This is a genomic window from Brassicibacter mesophilus (genome assembly GCF_050433385.1).
In the GTDB taxonomy this organism is placed as follows: domain Bacteria; phylum Bacillota; class Clostridia; order Tissierellales; family Proteiniboraceae; genus Brassicibacter; species Brassicibacter mesophilus.
Map to the genome: position 1 here is coordinate 38,003 of NZ_JBNPXI010000027.1, position 14,986 is coordinate 52,988.

Annotated in this window: 14 protein-coding genes; 11 read left to right on the top strand and 3 right to left on the bottom strand. The window is 32.0% G+C overall.

The window, feature by feature from the left end:
• From HNR33_RS19815 to pyrE, 5 genes are read left to right on the top strand one after another with little or no spacing between them, the layout of a single operon-like run.
• Nucleotides 1-1,209: a dihydroorotase gene (locus HNR33_RS19815; RefSeq protein ID WP_429086967.1), complete on the top strand. Its 1,209-nt coding sequence runs from the start codon at nucleotides 1-3 to the stop codon at nucleotides 1,207-1,209.
• Nucleotides 1,196-2,065, top strand: a complete 870-nt coding sequence (pyrF, locus tag HNR33_RS19820; protein WP_429086969.1) for an orotidine-5'-phosphate decarboxylase — start codon at nucleotides 1,196-1,198, stop codon at nucleotides 2,063-2,065. Before HNR33_RS19815 ends, pyrF begins: the two co-directional genes overlap by 14 nt.
• A complete protein-coding gene (locus tag HNR33_RS19825; RefSeq protein WP_429086971.1) occupies nucleotides 2,046-2,795 on the top strand; it encodes a dihydroorotate dehydrogenase electron transfer subunit in 750 nt (249 codons plus the stop codon). The genes pyrF and HNR33_RS19825 overlap by 20 nt, the downstream gene beginning before the upstream one ends.
• Nucleotides 2,788-3,693, top strand: coding sequence for a dihydroorotate dehydrogenase (locus HNR33_RS19830; protein WP_429086974.1), 906 nt, complete (start codon nucleotides 2,788-2,790; stop codon nucleotides 3,691-3,693). Before HNR33_RS19825 ends, HNR33_RS19830 begins: the two co-directional genes overlap by 8 nt.
• A 1-nt stretch (nucleotide 3,694) precedes the next feature.
• Nucleotides 3,695-4,261: an orotate phosphoribosyltransferase gene (pyrE, locus tag HNR33_RS19835; protein ID WP_429086976.1), complete on the top strand. Its 567-nt coding sequence runs from the start codon at nucleotides 3,695-3,697 to the stop codon at nucleotides 4,259-4,261.
• Nucleotides 4,262-4,292: 31 nt separating this feature from the next.
• On the opposite strand, the gene HNR33_RS19840 is transcribed toward pyrE, so the two are convergent.
• Entirely contained in the window at nucleotides 4,293-5,141 is an 849-nt protein-coding gene (locus HNR33_RS19840) for a DegV family protein (protein WP_429086978.1), read from the bottom strand.
• 272 nt (nucleotides 5,142-5,413) lie between these two features.
• Between HNR33_RS19840 and HNR33_RS19845 the strand changes: the two genes are divergently transcribed.
• Nucleotides 5,414-6,202 carry a patatin-like phospholipase family protein gene (locus HNR33_RS19845; protein ID WP_429086980.1) on the top strand — a complete coding sequence of 263 codons (789 nt, stop codon included), beginning with the start codon at nucleotides 5,414-5,416 and terminating at the stop codon, nucleotides 6,200-6,202.
• On the opposite strand, the gene HNR33_RS19850 is transcribed toward HNR33_RS19845, so the two are convergent.
• The gene (locus HNR33_RS19850; RefSeq protein ID WP_429086981.1) at nucleotides 6,199-6,525 is read right to left on the bottom strand and encodes a hypothetical protein; all 327 of its coding nucleotides are present in this window, start codon (nucleotides 6,523-6,525) and stop codon (nucleotides 6,199-6,201) included. The genes HNR33_RS19845 and HNR33_RS19850 overlap by 4 nt on opposite strands.
• Before the next feature lie 364 nt (nucleotides 6,526-6,889).
• Here HNR33_RS19850 and HNR33_RS19855 point away from each other — a divergent pair, with 364 nt between their 5' ends.
• From HNR33_RS19855 to HNR33_RS19865, 3 genes are all read left to right on the top strand, one after another.
• A complete protein-coding gene (locus tag HNR33_RS19855) occupies nucleotides 6,890-7,510 on the top strand; it encodes a TetR/AcrR family transcriptional regulator (protein WP_429086983.1) in 621 nt (206 codons plus the stop codon).
• Nucleotides 7,511-7,581: 71 nt separating this feature from the next.
• Nucleotides 7,582-9,807, top strand: a complete 2,226-nt coding sequence (locus HNR33_RS19860; RefSeq protein WP_429086985.1) for an ABC transporter ATP-binding protein — start codon at nucleotides 7,582-7,584, stop codon at nucleotides 9,805-9,807.
• Nucleotides 9,804-11,681, top strand: coding sequence for an ABC transporter ATP-binding protein (locus HNR33_RS19865; protein WP_429086988.1), 1,878 nt, complete (start codon nucleotides 9,804-9,806; stop codon nucleotides 11,679-11,681). Before HNR33_RS19860 ends, HNR33_RS19865 begins: the two co-directional genes overlap by 4 nt.
• A gap of 88 nt (nucleotides 11,682-11,769) precedes the next feature.
• On the opposite strand, the gene HNR33_RS19870 is transcribed toward HNR33_RS19865, so the two are convergent.
• Nucleotides 11,770-12,225: a hypothetical protein gene (locus HNR33_RS19870; protein ID WP_429086991.1), complete on the bottom strand. Its 456-nt coding sequence runs from the start codon at nucleotides 12,223-12,225 to the stop codon at nucleotides 11,770-11,772.
• Nucleotides 12,226-12,504: 279 nt separating this feature from the next.
• Between HNR33_RS19870 and HNR33_RS19875 the strand changes: the two genes are divergently transcribed.
• A complete protein-coding gene (locus HNR33_RS19875; RefSeq protein ID WP_429086993.1) occupies nucleotides 12,505-13,056 on the top strand; it encodes a helix-turn-helix domain-containing protein in 552 nt (183 codons plus the stop codon).
• A 107-nt stretch (nucleotides 13,057-13,163) separates the two neighbouring features.
• Entirely contained in the window at nucleotides 13,164-14,873 is a 1,710-nt protein-coding gene (locus tag HNR33_RS19880; RefSeq protein ID WP_429086996.1) for an amylo-alpha-1,6-glucosidase, read from the top strand.
• Nucleotides 14,874-14,986: the final 113 nt, after the last annotated feature.

Here is a 14,986-nt window from a genome sequence, read left to right on the forward strand (position 1 = left end):
ATGGATTTACTAATAAAGGGCGCAAGAATTGTTGATAGTACGCAGGACTTTACTGGAGATGTATTAATTAGTAATGGACATATTTTGAAGGTTGATAAAAATATTAATATAGATTGTAAAACAATTAATGGGGAAGGGCTTATGCTGCTTCCTTCGTTTATAGATATGCACTGTCATTTTAGAGAGCCTGGATATGAATATAAAGAAGAGCTACTAACAGGATGTCGTTCTGCATTAGCTGGAGGATATACTGCAGTTAATCTGATGGCAAATACAAAGCCAGTATGTAGTAATCAAGAAATAGTTGACTATGTACTTGAAAAAGCAAAACAAATAGACTTAATTGATATACACCAGACAGTATCGATTACAACAGATTTTAATGGGAAAGATATAACTCATTTAGATGATATATCATCATCAGTGAAGTTTATCTCTGATGATGGAAAAGGAGTTATGGATAATGAAGTAATGCTAGAAGCAATGCTAAAAGCTAAAGAGAGAAATATGATAGTAATATCTCATGCAGAAGATGAAAAGCTAACAAAATATGATACTAGACTCTCAGAAAATATTATTACAGACAGAGATATAGAGCTTGCAAAATATACAGGTGCATGGCTTCATATGGCACATGTAAGTACAAAAGAAGCAATAGACAGTATTATAGATGCTAAGAAGAACTTTGACAATATAACCTGTGAGGTTGCACCACATCATATAGCACTTACAAGTGATACAACATATAGAGTAAATCCTCCACTTAGAGAAAATGATGATATAGAAGCTTTAATCACAGGCATACAAAAAGGTTTTGTTGATGTAATAGCAACTGACCATGCACCACATACCTTTGAAGATAAACAAAAAGGGGCTCCAGGTATATCTGGGCTGGAGACCGCATTTTCAGTATGCTTTACTGAGCTTGTAAAGGCCGGACATATAAGTATGAATAGATTATCAGAACTGATGTCTAAGAATCCTGCAAGAATCATGAGATTAAACAAGGGTGAGATAAAGGAAGGCTACGATGCTGATCTTGTTTTAATAGATATAAATAAGAAACACAAGGTTGAAGCTAAAAGATTTTTATCAAAGGGAAAAAATACACCTTTTGATGGTATGGAGTACTGGGGAACTGTAGAAACGACCATTAAAGGTGGAAGAATTCTATACAATAGGGAGGAATATGAAAATGATAATAGATAAACTATATGAGTCAGTACAAAAAAATGGACATGTATGTGTAGGATTAGATACTTCACTAGAGTATATCCCTGATGAAATTATGAAAAAATATACTAATGTGTCAGATGTAATATTTGAATTTAATAGAAGAATAATAGATTCAACTTTGGATGTAGCTGCGTGTTTTAAGGTACAGATAGCATATTATGAAGCATATGGAATAGAAGGTCTTATAGCATACAAAAAAACACTAGAATATATAAGAAAAAAAGGGATTTTAGTAATAGCAGATATAAAGCGTGGAGATATATCTAAGACAGCAGAAATGTATGCCAAGGCACACTTTGAAGGAGATTTTGAAAGTGACTTCATAACACTAAACCCATATATGGGAATGGATAGTATTGAGCCGTATTTAAAATATGCAAAAAATAATGAAAAAGGCATATTTGCATTATTAAGAACATCAAATGAAGGTGCAAAGGATATTCAATATATCGAAGCTTCAAACGGTAAAAAGATATATAATATAGCATCAAGTAAGATACAAAGCTTAGCGAATGAGTATATGGGCAAATATGGATACAGTTCAATCGGTGGGGTTGTAGGATGTACACATATAGAAGAAGGAATTGAAATCAGAAAGAGCTTAAATAACATGTTCTTCTTGATACCTGGATATGGTGCACAAGGTGGAGCTGCTGATGATGTGGCAATATACCTAAACAATGGAAATGGTGGGATAGTAAATTCTTCAAGAGCAATACTTCTAGCATATAGCAAACATCAGGACGGTGAAAGCAAATTCGACTTATATGCAAGAGAAGAAGCTGTTAAAATGAAGGAGGCTATAAGAGATGCAGTTAAAGTATACTAAAGAAACGGTAGCTGAAAATATAAGAATAGCTGATAACATTTTTAAGCTGACAGTAAAAGGCAATCTTCAAGGTTACCCAGGACAATTTTATATGCTTAGGTCATGGAGTATGGAGCCATTTCTTTCAAGACCTATCAGTATCAATTATAGAGATGACAACAGTATATCTTTTCTATATGAAGTTAGAGGAGAAGGAACAAAACTATTTAGCAAATTAAAAACAGGTGATGAAATTGAACTTTTAGGGCCATTGGGTAATGGGTTTAAAACTAAGGAGATAGCAGGAAGAGTTGCAGTAGTAACTGGAGGCATTGGTATAGCTCCTATGTATTATACAATTAAGTCACTAATGAAATTAAGTAAATGTGATATTGATTTGTATGCTGGTTTTAGAGAGGAAGTTTATCTAGTAGATGAGCTACAGAAGCATGTTGAGAATATATATTTATCTACTGATAACGGAAAAAAAGGGCATAAAGGATATATAACAGATATATTTGAACCTATAGACTATGATATAGTATTGTGCTGTGGACCTGAGATAATGATGAATAAAGTAATAAAAAAATGTAACGAAGCTAATGTTCCAGTGTATGTTTCAATGGAAAAGCATATGGCATGTGGTATAGGTGCCTGTCTAGGATGTACATGCAAGACAGTTGAAGGAAATAAAAGGACATGCAAGGAAGGACCAGTATTCTCAGGGAAGGAAGTGGTAATAGATGCTTAACGTAGAGCTATGTGGAGTTAAACTTAAGAATCCTGTTATATCAGCATCTGGTACCTTTGGATTTGGACAGGAATATGCAGAGTTATTTGACATATCTAAACTTGGTGGAATATGTACAAAAGGTCTTACACTTAATAGAAAAGAAGGAAATGATGGAATCAGAATACATGAAACAAAGGCTGGAATTATTAATAGCATTGGCTTACAGAATCCGGGAATAGACGAGTTTATTAGTGTAGAGCTGCCAAATATGAAGAAATATGACACGGTAGTTATTGCTAATGTGGGTGGAGGAAGCATTGAAGAGTATTTACAAGGGATAGAAAAGATAAATGATACAGATGTTGAGTTGATTGAGCTTAATATATCATGTCCTAATGTAAAAAGCGGCGGTATGGCTTTTGGAATAAAATCTGATGTAGCATATGAAGTAGTAAAGGAAGTAAAGAAGATTTCAAGAAAACCAGTGATTGTAAAGCTCTCACCCAATGCTGAGGATATAGCTGATATGGCAGTTAAATGCTGTGAAGCTGGTGCAGATGCATTATCTTTAGTAAATACTTTTAAAGCAATGGCAATAGATATAGGCAAGAGAAAACCAGTGTTTAACAACATATTTGCTGGTCTGTCTGGTCCAGCAATCAAACCAATAGCATTGAGAATGGTGTATGAAGTTGCTGAGGCAGTTGATGTTCCTGTAATCGGTATAGGAGGTATAATGACATCAGATGATGCAATCGAGTTTATTATGGCAGGTGCAGATGCTGTACAGATTGGTAGTGGAAACTTTATAAAACCTGACATATGTTTAGACGTTATAAATGGGATGACAGACTTTATGAAAAAAGAAGGTATAAAATCAATAAAAGAAATTAAGGGGATTGCGAGGAGGAGATAATATGGTAATAGAAATATTAAAAGAAGTAGAAGCATTATTAGAGGGACATTTTTTACTATCTTCAGGCAGACATAGCAATAGATATGTACAATGCGCAAAACTTTTACAATATCCAGAGAAAGCAGAAAAGGTACTAAGTGTTGTAACTGACAAAATAAAAGACTTAGATATCGACGTTGTAGTAGGACCAGCTATGGGTGGAATAATAGTGGCCTATGAGCTTGGAAGACAATTAGGAAAACCTGCTATTTTTACTGAAAGAGAAAATGGAATGATGACACTGAGAAGAGGTTTTGAAATAAAAAAAGGTCAAAAAATATTGATAACTGAGGATGTAGTAACTACCGGAAAATCATCTCTTGAGACCATAGAAGTTTTAAAAAGCTATGGAGCAGAAGTTATTGGAATTGCATGTATAGTAGATAGACGAGGAAGTAACAGTGAAATAGAATACCCAATTTACAGTGCAATCAAGCTTGAAGTAGAAAGCTACGATAAAGATGATTGCCCACTTTGTAAGCAAGGTATAACATATGTAAAACCAGGTAGTAGAAAAATATTTGAATAATATAAAAAAGTAGAAGTGGCAGTAGTCACTTCTATTCTTTTATATAAAGTATGCCAACAGTATTAGGACCACAATGACTTGAAATAACACAGCCTGCATCTGTTATAATAACATCATTGACATTAAGAGTTTTTTCAAGCTGTTCCTTCAGATATTGTGCATCATGAAATCCTAAAGAATGGGTTACAAATACTCTTGTTAGATCCATATTATTCTTATCCTTTAATGCATTTTTGAGCATTGTATCCAAGATTTTTTCTCTTTTACCCCTTGCCTTTTGTCCTACGGTCATACCACCTTCTATGACTTTTATTACTGGTCTTATTCTAAGTACATTTCCAAAAATACTCTGTAATGCAGAGCATCTTCCACCCAGATAAAGGTAGTCAAGCGTATCAGGTACAAATGCAGTTTCTACTTTTGGAACAAGTTCTCTTATTTTAGAAGAAATTTCTTTGATATTCATCCCTTGATTTGCATAATCAACAGCCTTCATTACTAGCAGACCTATTCCTGTTGATAAATTTAACGAATCAACTATCTCTATTTTTGCATCAGGAAATTCACTAGCGGCGATTCTAGCATTTTGAATAGTAGATGATAGTTTTGTAGAAAGACCTATATATAGGATTTCATTACCTTCATCAATACTTTTTTTAAAAGCATTAATAAAGTCTGCGGGAGACGGAGCAGAGGTTTTAGGTAATTTACCAACTTTTTTTACTTCATCATATAGCTGGACAGTTGTTATTTCTATGCCATCTTTGTATGTATCATCACCAAAACCAACATATAAAGGAACTATTGATATATCATGCTTTTGAATTAGTTCTTGACTAAGGTCTGCAGTACTATCAGTAAATATTTTAACTTTAGCCAATAAAATTACCCCCTTTATCATAACCATCAATATTATTATGCTATGAAACATAGCTATCATAATAAATAATATCATAAAATATAGTATGTTTATCTTGAATAATATTTAATATTTCGAGATTACTTGCCATTACTAACTAAATTCTTGTGTAAGCTATATATTAATATATACTTATCTAAATTATGATAGCTATAGTACAATTGACTGTTTTGCTCATATATGATAATTTATTTTTAAGACAAAATCATATTCTATCTTTGTGGAGGTGCATAATGAACGGAATTTTTCTTCAGGGTGGAGGCGCTAAAGGAGCTTTTCAAGCAGGTGTTATATATGGGTTATTTGAAAATGGATTAGAATTTGATATTATATCAGGAACTTCTATTGGAGCTATTAATTCGTATTATATATACTCTGGAAACTTTGAAAAAATGAAAAAGATGTGGACAGAAATGAAATTTTTTAGTGATGAGATTAATGATGCAGCATATCTTGAAAAAATGAAAGTTGTAGAAAATCAAATGATGATAGATGCATTAAAAGATCTTGATGGGCTAAATCGGTCAGTACACTCTGTATATGTTAACTATGTAGAAATAAAAAAAACTAATATAGAAGAAGTAGCAGTGGATATCACAAAGCTTTCAAAAAAAGATATGCTTGATTCTATAAAATATAGTTCTCTACTACCATGTAGAGTTGAAAATAGAGTGTCATTAGAAGAATTCGTCAAGAATTTTGATTCAAAAGCTGTATTCGATAGATTTAAAGAAGATTTGGTAAAAGGAGAATATGATGGATATAAGCTTGATGGAGGAATACTAAATAATAACTTTTTGAACCCTTTTGTTAAAAATAAAGTAGATAAGCTTTTTATTGTTGTATTTAAAAAGGACTATGAAGTACCTGAATACATTTTAAATAATTATAAAAAAAGTGATATAGTTGTCATAGAGCCTGAAACAGAAATGACTACAAGAGATACATTAAGATTTGAAAAAGAGTTTTGTAAAAAAATATTTGATGAAGGATACAAAATAGGGAAAACTATTAAATATTAAAGTCTTCCTAGCATAGCTTTTAGTACTTCGTCAAATGGCTTATCACCAATTTGATCCATCATTTTTTCTAGTTCTGTTTTTCTTTTTAAAGATCCTGCTAAAATAATTTGAATAGTTTGATTTTTATCTACTAAAACTGATTCAACACTTAACACACCACCTAACAAACCTGAGATAACCAATATTTGTGAGGGAGTTAGGTTCAGATTATTGTTCTTTTTTTTTTCTTTATTATTGTTATCATTATTGTCTTCTTCGCAACCAAGCCCCAGTTGGTGCATGGCTTTTTTCATTAAACTGTCGAGTTGGTTGTTGGAAAACATAAATTATCCTCCTTAAAAACTGACTTTAGAAATTATAGAATTACTAATTATCCTTTGAACTATCAGGTTTGACACAAGTACATATCAAAAGTACTATAAAGATAACAGAGATAATTATAATAAAAAGATCTGATTTAACAGTTTCAGTACAAGACATTTCAACCACTTCCTTATTATTACATTATATTATTTTATGTATTAATTGTTACATATAAGCTTACACATACTATATTAATGTATCCAGGGAGTGTAAAAGAAAGAAAAAAATAGCTGTTGACATGTGACAGTGTGTCATATAATATCATTATATGACACACTGTCATTTTAGTTTGATAGATTATTACTAGGAAATGGAGTGATAGAAATGCCTAAGCAAACCTTCTTAAATTTACCACAAGATAAAAAAGAAAAAATAATTACCGCAGCACGAAAAGAGTTTTCTAGGGTATCTTTATATGAAGCATCTATTTCAAACATTATTAAGGAGGCTGATATACCAAGGGGAAGTTTCTATCAATATTTTGAAAACAAGGAAGATATATTTTTCTTAGTTTTAGAAGAAGATAGAAAGATTAATGAGGATAAATTTAAGGACTTTTTAAAGAATACTGAAGGCGATTTAATTGAATCATTTATTCAATTATATGAATACTTAATTCATTCCTTCAAATTTAAAGAAAACAAAAATTTTTTTAGAAATGCTTTTTTAAATATGAGTCATAGGATGGAACAGACACTAGCACCAGAGCTTAAGAAAGAAAATAAAAATGGAAGATTTAATGAATTTATAGAATTAATAAACATATCAAAATTAAATATCAACGTTACCGATGATGTTCGCACTATATTTAGAATACTTATGGCTTTAACTATGAGTAATATAGTTGAGAGTTTTGCAAAACGACTATCATTTGATGAATCCATGCAAGCATATAAAAAGCAAATGGATTTGGTGAAAAAGGGGATATACAAATATAATGCATAAGAAGTTATTTTAGAATATTGCACTAATAAAGCATTACAAATTATATAAATTAGTTAGGAGTAGGTTGAACTATGTTAAAGTTAGTTAAATATTTGAAGCCATTTATTGGATTTATTATAGCAGCAGTTGTTCTATTATTCGTACAAGCAATGGCTGATTTATCACTTCCAGATTATATGTCTAATATAGTAAATGTTGGTATTCAACAAGGCGGAATTGAAAATGCTGTACCTCAAGCAATACGACAGGAACAGATGGATAAATTGACTATATTCATGAATGAGAATGAAAAAAATAAAGTCTTAGACAGATATACTCTCATCGACAAATCAAATTCAGATTATGATATGTATGTTAGTCATTATCCCAATTTGGTTAATCAGCCTATTTATGTTCTAAAAAATACTGAGCAGTCTGAAATTGATGAATTAAATCCTATAATAGGTAAAGCATTCCTTGCTGTTTTAGGTATTGATAAGATGAAAGATGACGCAACAGATGGGGTTATTGATTTCAATGACACTAAAATTCCTGCTAATACAGATCTATTTAGCTCGTTTAAAAAATTACCTGAAGATCAAAGAACTCAAATCAGTGATGAGATGAACAAAAAGTTTACTGTTTTAGGAGATAAAATGATTATTCAAGCAGCTACTGGCGCTGTAAAAGCTGAGTATGAAACATTAGGAATGAATACAGATCAAATACAAAACAGATATATTATTCGTACTGGAATAATAATGCTTTTAATTTCACTTATCAGTGCGGCTTGTATAGTTGGAGTTGGCTTTCTTGCTTCAAGAACAGCAGCAGGCTTATCACGAAATTTACGTAAAAGTGTATTTACTAAAGTAGAAAATTTCTCAAAAGCAGAATTAGATAAATTTTCTACTGCTTCACTTATAACAAGAACTACCAATGATATTACACAAATACAAATGCTTATTGTTATTATGATAAGAATGGTTTTCTATGCACCAATTATGGGTGTGGGTGGAGTAATAAGAGCTTTAAGTAAAAGTCCATCTATGTCATGGATTATAGCTGTAGCTGTAATAGCGCTTTTTGTTTTAATAGCGATTGTATTTTTAACTGCATTACCTAAGTTTAAGATCATCCAAAAGCTTATAGACAGACTTAATTTAGTAACTAGAGAGAATCTCTCAGGGATGATGGTTATAAGAGCATTTAATACTCAAAGATTTGAAGAAAAGAGGTTTGATGAAGCTAATAAAAATCTTACTGACACTAATCTTTTTGTTAATCGTATAATGGTCGTTATGTTTCCGACTATGATGCTTATAATGAATGGTATAACTCTGTTAATAGTTTGGGTAGGAGCCCATCAGATTGCTAATTCAAGCATGCAAGTAGGTGATATGATGGCATTTATGCAGTATGCAATGCAGATTATATTTGCATTTTTAATGATGTCATTTATGTTTATTATGATACCAAGGGCTTCTGTAGCAGCTCAACGTATAGCTGAAGTTTTAGATACTGAACCTGAAATTATTGATCCCCAAAATCCTAAGAAGTTTAATAAAGATATAGAAGGGGTAGTTGAATTTAAGAATGTTTCCTTCAGATATCATGGAGCTGAAGAAGATATGCTAAAAAATATAAGCTTTAAAGCATTACCAGGGCAAACTACAGCTATTATTGGCTCTACAGGGTCTGGAAAAACTACATTAGTTAATTTAATTCCCCGTTTTTATGATGTAACAGATGGTCAGCTTCTTGTTGATGGTGTTGATGTTAGAGAAATTACCCAATATGAACTTAGAAATAGAATAGGCTATGTACCTCAAAAAAGTACATTGTTTAGCGGTACTATTGAGTCAAATCTAAAGTATGCTAATGAAAATGCTTCTAATGATGATTTAAAAGAAGCTTCAGAAATTGCACAGGCTATGGAATTTATCATGGAGAAACCAGACGGATTTTCAACAGAAATATCTCAAGGAGGAGCTAATGTATCTGGAGGGCAAAAACAGAGATTATCTATTGCACGTGCATTAATGAAAAAAACACAAATCTATATCTTTGATGATAGTTTTTCTGCTCTAGATTTTAAGACAGATGCAGCTCTTAGAAAAGCTTTAAAAGTAAAAACTAAATCAAGCACGATCATAATAGTTGCGCAGCGTGTTTCAACCATTATGAATGCTGAGCAGATAATAGTCCTCGATGAGGGTAAGATAGTAGGTATAGGTAATCACAAAGAGCTTATGGGAAATTGCAAAACATATCAAGAAATTGCCTTATCACAGCTTTCAAAGGAGGAATTAGCATGAGCCAGAATAACAGCAAGAAAAACAACCCTCGTGGCACTGCTGTAGGGCAAAGAGGTATGGGGCATGGTCCTAGAGGTATGATGCATGGCGGTGACAAAGCTCGTAATTTCAAAGGCACGATGAAAAAATTGATTGAGCATTTAAGTGTTTATAAATTTTCAATAATCGCTGTGCTAATATTTGCAATAGCTAGTGCTTCTTTTTCTATAGTAGGACCTAAGATTTTAGGAAATGCAACTACTAAGCTATTTGAAGGCGTCTTAGCTAAAATTACAGGTACAGGCAATATAGATTTCGATTATATTGGTAGGATAATCATATCTTTATTAGGACTATATTTATTAAGCTCATTGTTTGGATATATTCAAGGTTGGATAATGTCTAGTGTTTCAATGAAGGTAAGTTATCAGTTTAGAAAAGATATATCTGAAAAAATTAATCGTCTGCCTCTTAAATATTTTGATAGTACAAATCAAGGAGAGGTATTATCGCGTGTTACTAATGATGTGGATACTCTCGGGCAAACACTAAACCAAAGCTTAAGTCAAATCATAACATCAGTGACAACTGTAATAGGTGTTTTTATTATGATGCTAACAATAAGCTGGAGAATGACTTTAATTGCATTAGGAATAATCCCTGTATCAATGATGCTCATTATGTTTATTGTTAAGCGTTCTCAAAAGTTTTTTAAGCAACAGCAGGACTATTTAGGAAATGTAAATGGCCACGTTGAAGAGATGTACAGCGGGCATATTGTGATGAAAGCTTTTAATGGAGAAAGGAAAAGTATTGGAAAATTTGATGCTCTAAACAATAAGCTTTATGGAGTTGCATGGAAATCTCAGTTTTTAACAAGTATCATGATGCCTCTTATGAATTTTGTAGGAAATTTAGGATATGTAGCAGTAAGTATTATGGGAGGATATCTGGCAGCTAAGAGAATAATAGAAGTTGGTGATGTGCAGGCGTTTATTCAGTATGTACGCCAATTTACGCAACCCATTTCTCAAATTGCAAATATATCCAATATACTTCAGCAAACGGCTGCTTCTGCTGAGCGTGTTTTTGAATTTTTAGAAGAAGATGAAGAAGTACTTGATGCTACTAATCCTGTAAAACTTAATAATGTCGAGGGGCAAGTTGAATTTGAAAATGTATACTTTGGATATAATCATGATAATATGATCATAAATAGCTTTTCAACCTTAATTAAACCAGGACAGAAGGTTGCAGTAGTAGGACCAACAGGTGCAGGCAAAACTACAATAGTTAAATTATTAATGAGATTTTATGACATAAATGAAGGATCAATTATGGTTGATGGACACGATATAAGAGACTTTACTCGCCATGATTTACGTTCAATGTTTGGAATGGTTTTACAAGATACATGGCTTTATAATGGCAGTATAATGGAAAATATTCGCTATGGTCGTCTTAACGCAACAGATGAAGAAGTTATTTCTGCAGCAAAGGCAGCACATGTAGATAGCTTTGTTCACACCTTGCCAAACGGTTATAATATGATACTAAATGAAGAGGCTACAAATGTATCACAAGGACAAAAGCAGCTGATTACAATTGCAAGGGCAATACTTGCAGACCCAAGAATTCTTATTTTTGATGAGGCTACAAGCTCAGTTGATACCCGAACTGAAGTGCAGATTCAAAAAGCAATGGATAACCTTATGAGAAACCGCACAAGCTTTATAATTGCTCATAGGCTATCCACAATACGTGATGCTGATATAATCCTAGTAATGAATAATGGTGATATTATTGAACAAGGCACTCATAAAGAATTACTTGCAAAGGCTGGATTCTATGCAAATCTATACTATAGTCAGTTTGATATATCTCAAGTGAGCTAATATAAGTTTTTATAAAAGGAGATGCTATCTATATACTTGGTAGTATCTCCTTTTATAGTAAAGAGTCCTATTATTTATACTGTAAAAATTAAATGTTTATATCTCTATCTATTTTATTAATTGCTTTTTCTAATACAACATCAGAATCAGATATCATTTTATATCTACTGACATTTGGGTCATCTAACTCTCCCCCCATTTGATGAATAACTTCTTTTACTTTTTGTAACTCTTCTTTTTCACACTCAGCAATTACCGTATAATTAATATCAGTTATTTCCTCAAATCTTCCGAATCCACTTACCATAGGGTTAGAAGCTGATAAAGAAGATTTGCTTCTATCTATGTCATCTGAACCAGAGTTTAAGACTAAATCAGAAAGACTTTCAGAATGCTCTGTGCCTGCAAGATTAGTTTTAATATTTCTATTGCCAATATAATGATCATTAATATCTACGATAGCATTAACACATCCTAAGTTTTTGAGCTTTTCAACAGTTTTATTAGCAGCGCTTATTTCACTAAAATATCCTATTATTTTCATCATTATCACTCCTAATTATAGATTCTAATTATATTTTGTTTTATTCTGTTGATTTTATTCTAAACAAATTCTATTATGTGTCAATAAACATAGACATGAAAATTCATGAATATTAAGCAAGTTATATATAAGTAAAAAAAATTTAGAAATATTAAAAAAAGTTAGATATTATAGTATAATATAATTAAACCGCATAAGGATTGTTTTTAATGCTTGGCGTACAAGAACTAAAGGCATATTTATAACAGCATAGTATTTTAGAAATAAGGGGTGTAAGGGATGGAAAAAGAGCTAGGTAATAAAATAAAAGAATTAAGAACGTCTCAAAATCTAACTTTGAAGGACCTAAGTGAAAAGACAAATTTATCTATAGGATATATATCACAGCTTGAACGAGGACTTACTTCTGTTGCGATATCAACTTTAGGGAACATTGCAGAAGCATTGGGTGTAGAGTTATCATACTTTTTTTCTGCCGCAAAAGTGAACAATAAGAGAATTATTCGTAGTTACGAGCAAGAAGTGACATTAGTTGAAAACGGCAGATTCATACATCATGACTTAGCTAATAACATTGAATGCAAGGATTTTACTCCTGTTTTGAAAACTATACTCCCAACATATACTGATGAAGTTATTACTCCGTATACACATAATGGAGAAGAGTTTATCTATGTATTAGAAGGTATATTGACTATATTTATTGAAAATGAAAGACATGATATTTATCCTGGAGATAGTATTCATATTAATTCCAATACACCACATAACTGGTGTAATTATACTAATAAGATAGTTAAAATACTTTCTGTTAATTCGACAAACGCATAGCGTTTATTTATAGATAGAGTTAAAAAATAGAAAATATATGATTTTGATAATTAGAAATAATTTCATTGAGAAATATAATTTATATTATTGTGAGGGGATAGGTTAGTATGCTAGATATAACTAAAATACCTTTTAGCAGATATGGTTCTTTTATAACAATCTCTCCTATTTGGGGAGATGATAAAAACGAGCTTTATATAAGAATTATTCGTGGAGGAGATATGAATGAAGAATACGGTAAAATCTTCAAAATCCAAACTATAAACGAAAATGGAGAGGTAATTCCATATAGTGTAAATATGACAGAAGTTGAATTGATATTAGAGGCAGATGAAGGGAAAATCTGTTTTTGTATAGAAAATAAGTCGGAATTAAGGGTATATGGAGAAAACATTGGACTTAGACTTAGCATGGAAACACATAGCTATGATAATGTAATGAACTTGAATAAAAACAGGTGTAGAGTTAATAATTTTACATATGACATAAAGTTTATGATAACTTCATTTGAGGGGCATTTAAGAGTTGATGCACCATGGGACACCTCCCACTCAAAATATGCTATTATAGAACTTTTTCCAGAGAATAAAAGCAGCTCCTTTAATGGAGTAATAGAGGAGTTTAAAACAGTATGGAAACAAAAAGAATACACGAAATCTTATCTCGAAGTGTTAGAAGATATAAAAAGAGAGTATAGAGAGTGGAATGAAAAAACTTTGAAGTTACCTGAGAAGTATAGAGAAGGGAAAAAAATAGCTAGCTACATTACTTGGTCGTGTGTTGTTCCGAGTGAAGGAAGATTAACAAGACCTGCTATGTACATGTCAAAAAACTGGATGACAAACATTTGGAGCTGGGACCACTGCTTTAACGCTATGGCATTAGTTCATAAAAATCCTGAGCTTGCTTGGGATCAATTAATGATTTTCTTTGATATTCAAGATGAAAGTGGTGTTTTACCCGACTTTGTGAATGATAAGTTTGAATACTTTAGCTGCACAAAGCCTCCAATACATGGATGGGCTATAGATTATATGATTGAATACAGGCCAGACTTTTTTGATAAAGAAAAATTGAAACAGCTATATGAACCTTTAAGCAAATGGACTGAATACTGGTTTAGGTATACAACTATCGATGATTCAAGTATTCCTTCTTATAGTCATGGTAACGATGCTGGATGGGATAATAGTACAATTTTTAGTAAGGGAGTACCATTAAAAAGTCCAGACTTATTGTCTTTTCTTATATTGCAAATGAAAACATTAGGAAATATAGCAAACAAGCTTAAAGATAAAAAACTGCAAATATACTGGGAAGATAGAGTAGAGGAATCATTAAAAAGACTATTAGATTATTTTTGGACAGGGAAAAAATTTGTACCTAGAAAAGACAACATAATGGAAGACGAGTTTGACGGAGATAGCTTAATTATGTTTATACCAATTATACTGGGTAACATGCTTCCTAAAAATATAATCGACAATCTGGTTGATGGGTTAAAGGAAGAGGGAAGATTTTTGACTAAGCATGGTCTAGCAACGGAAAGCTTAAGAAGTAAATACTATAAAGAGGATGGTTACTGGAGAGGTCCAATTTGGGCTCCAGCTACTATGCTTATTGTTGATGGACTTTGTAGAGTAGGAGAATATGATTTTGCTAAGGACATTAGCAAAAGATTTGTTGAGATGGCTAATAGTAGTGGTATGGCTGAGAATTTTAATGCGGAAACAGGTGAAGGGCTAAGAGATAAGGCATTTACATGGACTTCAAGTGTGTTTTTGATTTTAGGAAATAAGCTACTAGATATGCAATAATAAAACATAAGGATGTCATAACTTAATCTGTTGTGCTATCTGATAGATAACAGGCTATAGGAATATTATGCCAACGCAAATGGGTATAGTATCCCTAATAAGAGCAATTGTAT

What these genes read in the sequence shown, in the direction of transcription:
- HNR33_RS19830 (WP_429086974.1), top strand. Translation starts at nt 2,788, where the DNA reads ATGCTTAACGTAGAGCTATGTGGAGTTAAACTTAAGAATCCTGTTATA.
- HNR33_RS19875 (WP_429086993.1), top strand. Translation starts at nt 12,505, where the DNA reads ATGGAAAAAGAGCTAGGTAATAAAATAAAAGAATTAAGAACGTCTCAA.
- HNR33_RS19870 (WP_429086991.1), bottom strand. Translation starts at nt 12,225, where the DNA reads ATGAAAATAATAGGATATTTTAGTGAAATAAGCGCTGCTAATAAAACT.
- HNR33_RS19860 (WP_429086985.1), top strand. Translation starts at nt 7,582, where the DNA reads ATGTTAAAGTTAGTTAAATATTTGAAGCCATTTATTGGATTTATTATA.
- HNR33_RS19850 (WP_429086981.1), bottom strand. Translation starts at nt 6,525, where the DNA reads ATGTTTTCCAACAACCAACTCGACAGTTTAATGAAAAAAGCCATGCAC.
- HNR33_RS19865 (WP_429086988.1), top strand. Translation starts at nt 9,804, where the DNA reads ATGAGCCAGAATAACAGCAAGAAAAACAACCCTCGTGGCACTGCTGTA.
- HNR33_RS19880 (WP_429086996.1), top strand. Translation starts at nt 13,164, where the DNA reads ATGCTAGATATAACTAAAATACCTTTTAGCAGATATGGTTCTTTTATA.
- pyrE (WP_429086976.1), top strand. Translation starts at nt 3,695, where the DNA reads ATGGTAATAGAAATATTAAAAGAAGTAGAAGCATTATTAGAGGGACAT.
- HNR33_RS19825 (WP_429086971.1), top strand. Translation starts at nt 2,046, where the DNA reads ATGCAGTTAAAGTATACTAAAGAAACGGTAGCTGAAAATATAAGAATA.
- pyrF (WP_429086969.1), top strand. Translation starts at nt 1,196, where the DNA reads ATGATAATAGATAAACTATATGAGTCAGTACAAAAAAATGGACATGTA.
- HNR33_RS19855 (WP_429086983.1), top strand. Translation starts at nt 6,890, where the DNA reads ATGCCTAAGCAAACCTTCTTAAATTTACCACAAGATAAAAAAGAAAAA.
- HNR33_RS19845 (WP_429086980.1), top strand. Translation starts at nt 5,414, where the DNA reads ATGAACGGAATTTTTCTTCAGGGTGGAGGCGCTAAAGGAGCTTTTCAA.
- HNR33_RS19815 (WP_429086967.1), top strand. Translation starts at nt 1, where the DNA reads ATGGATTTACTAATAAAGGGCGCAAGAATTGTTGATAGTACGCAGGAC.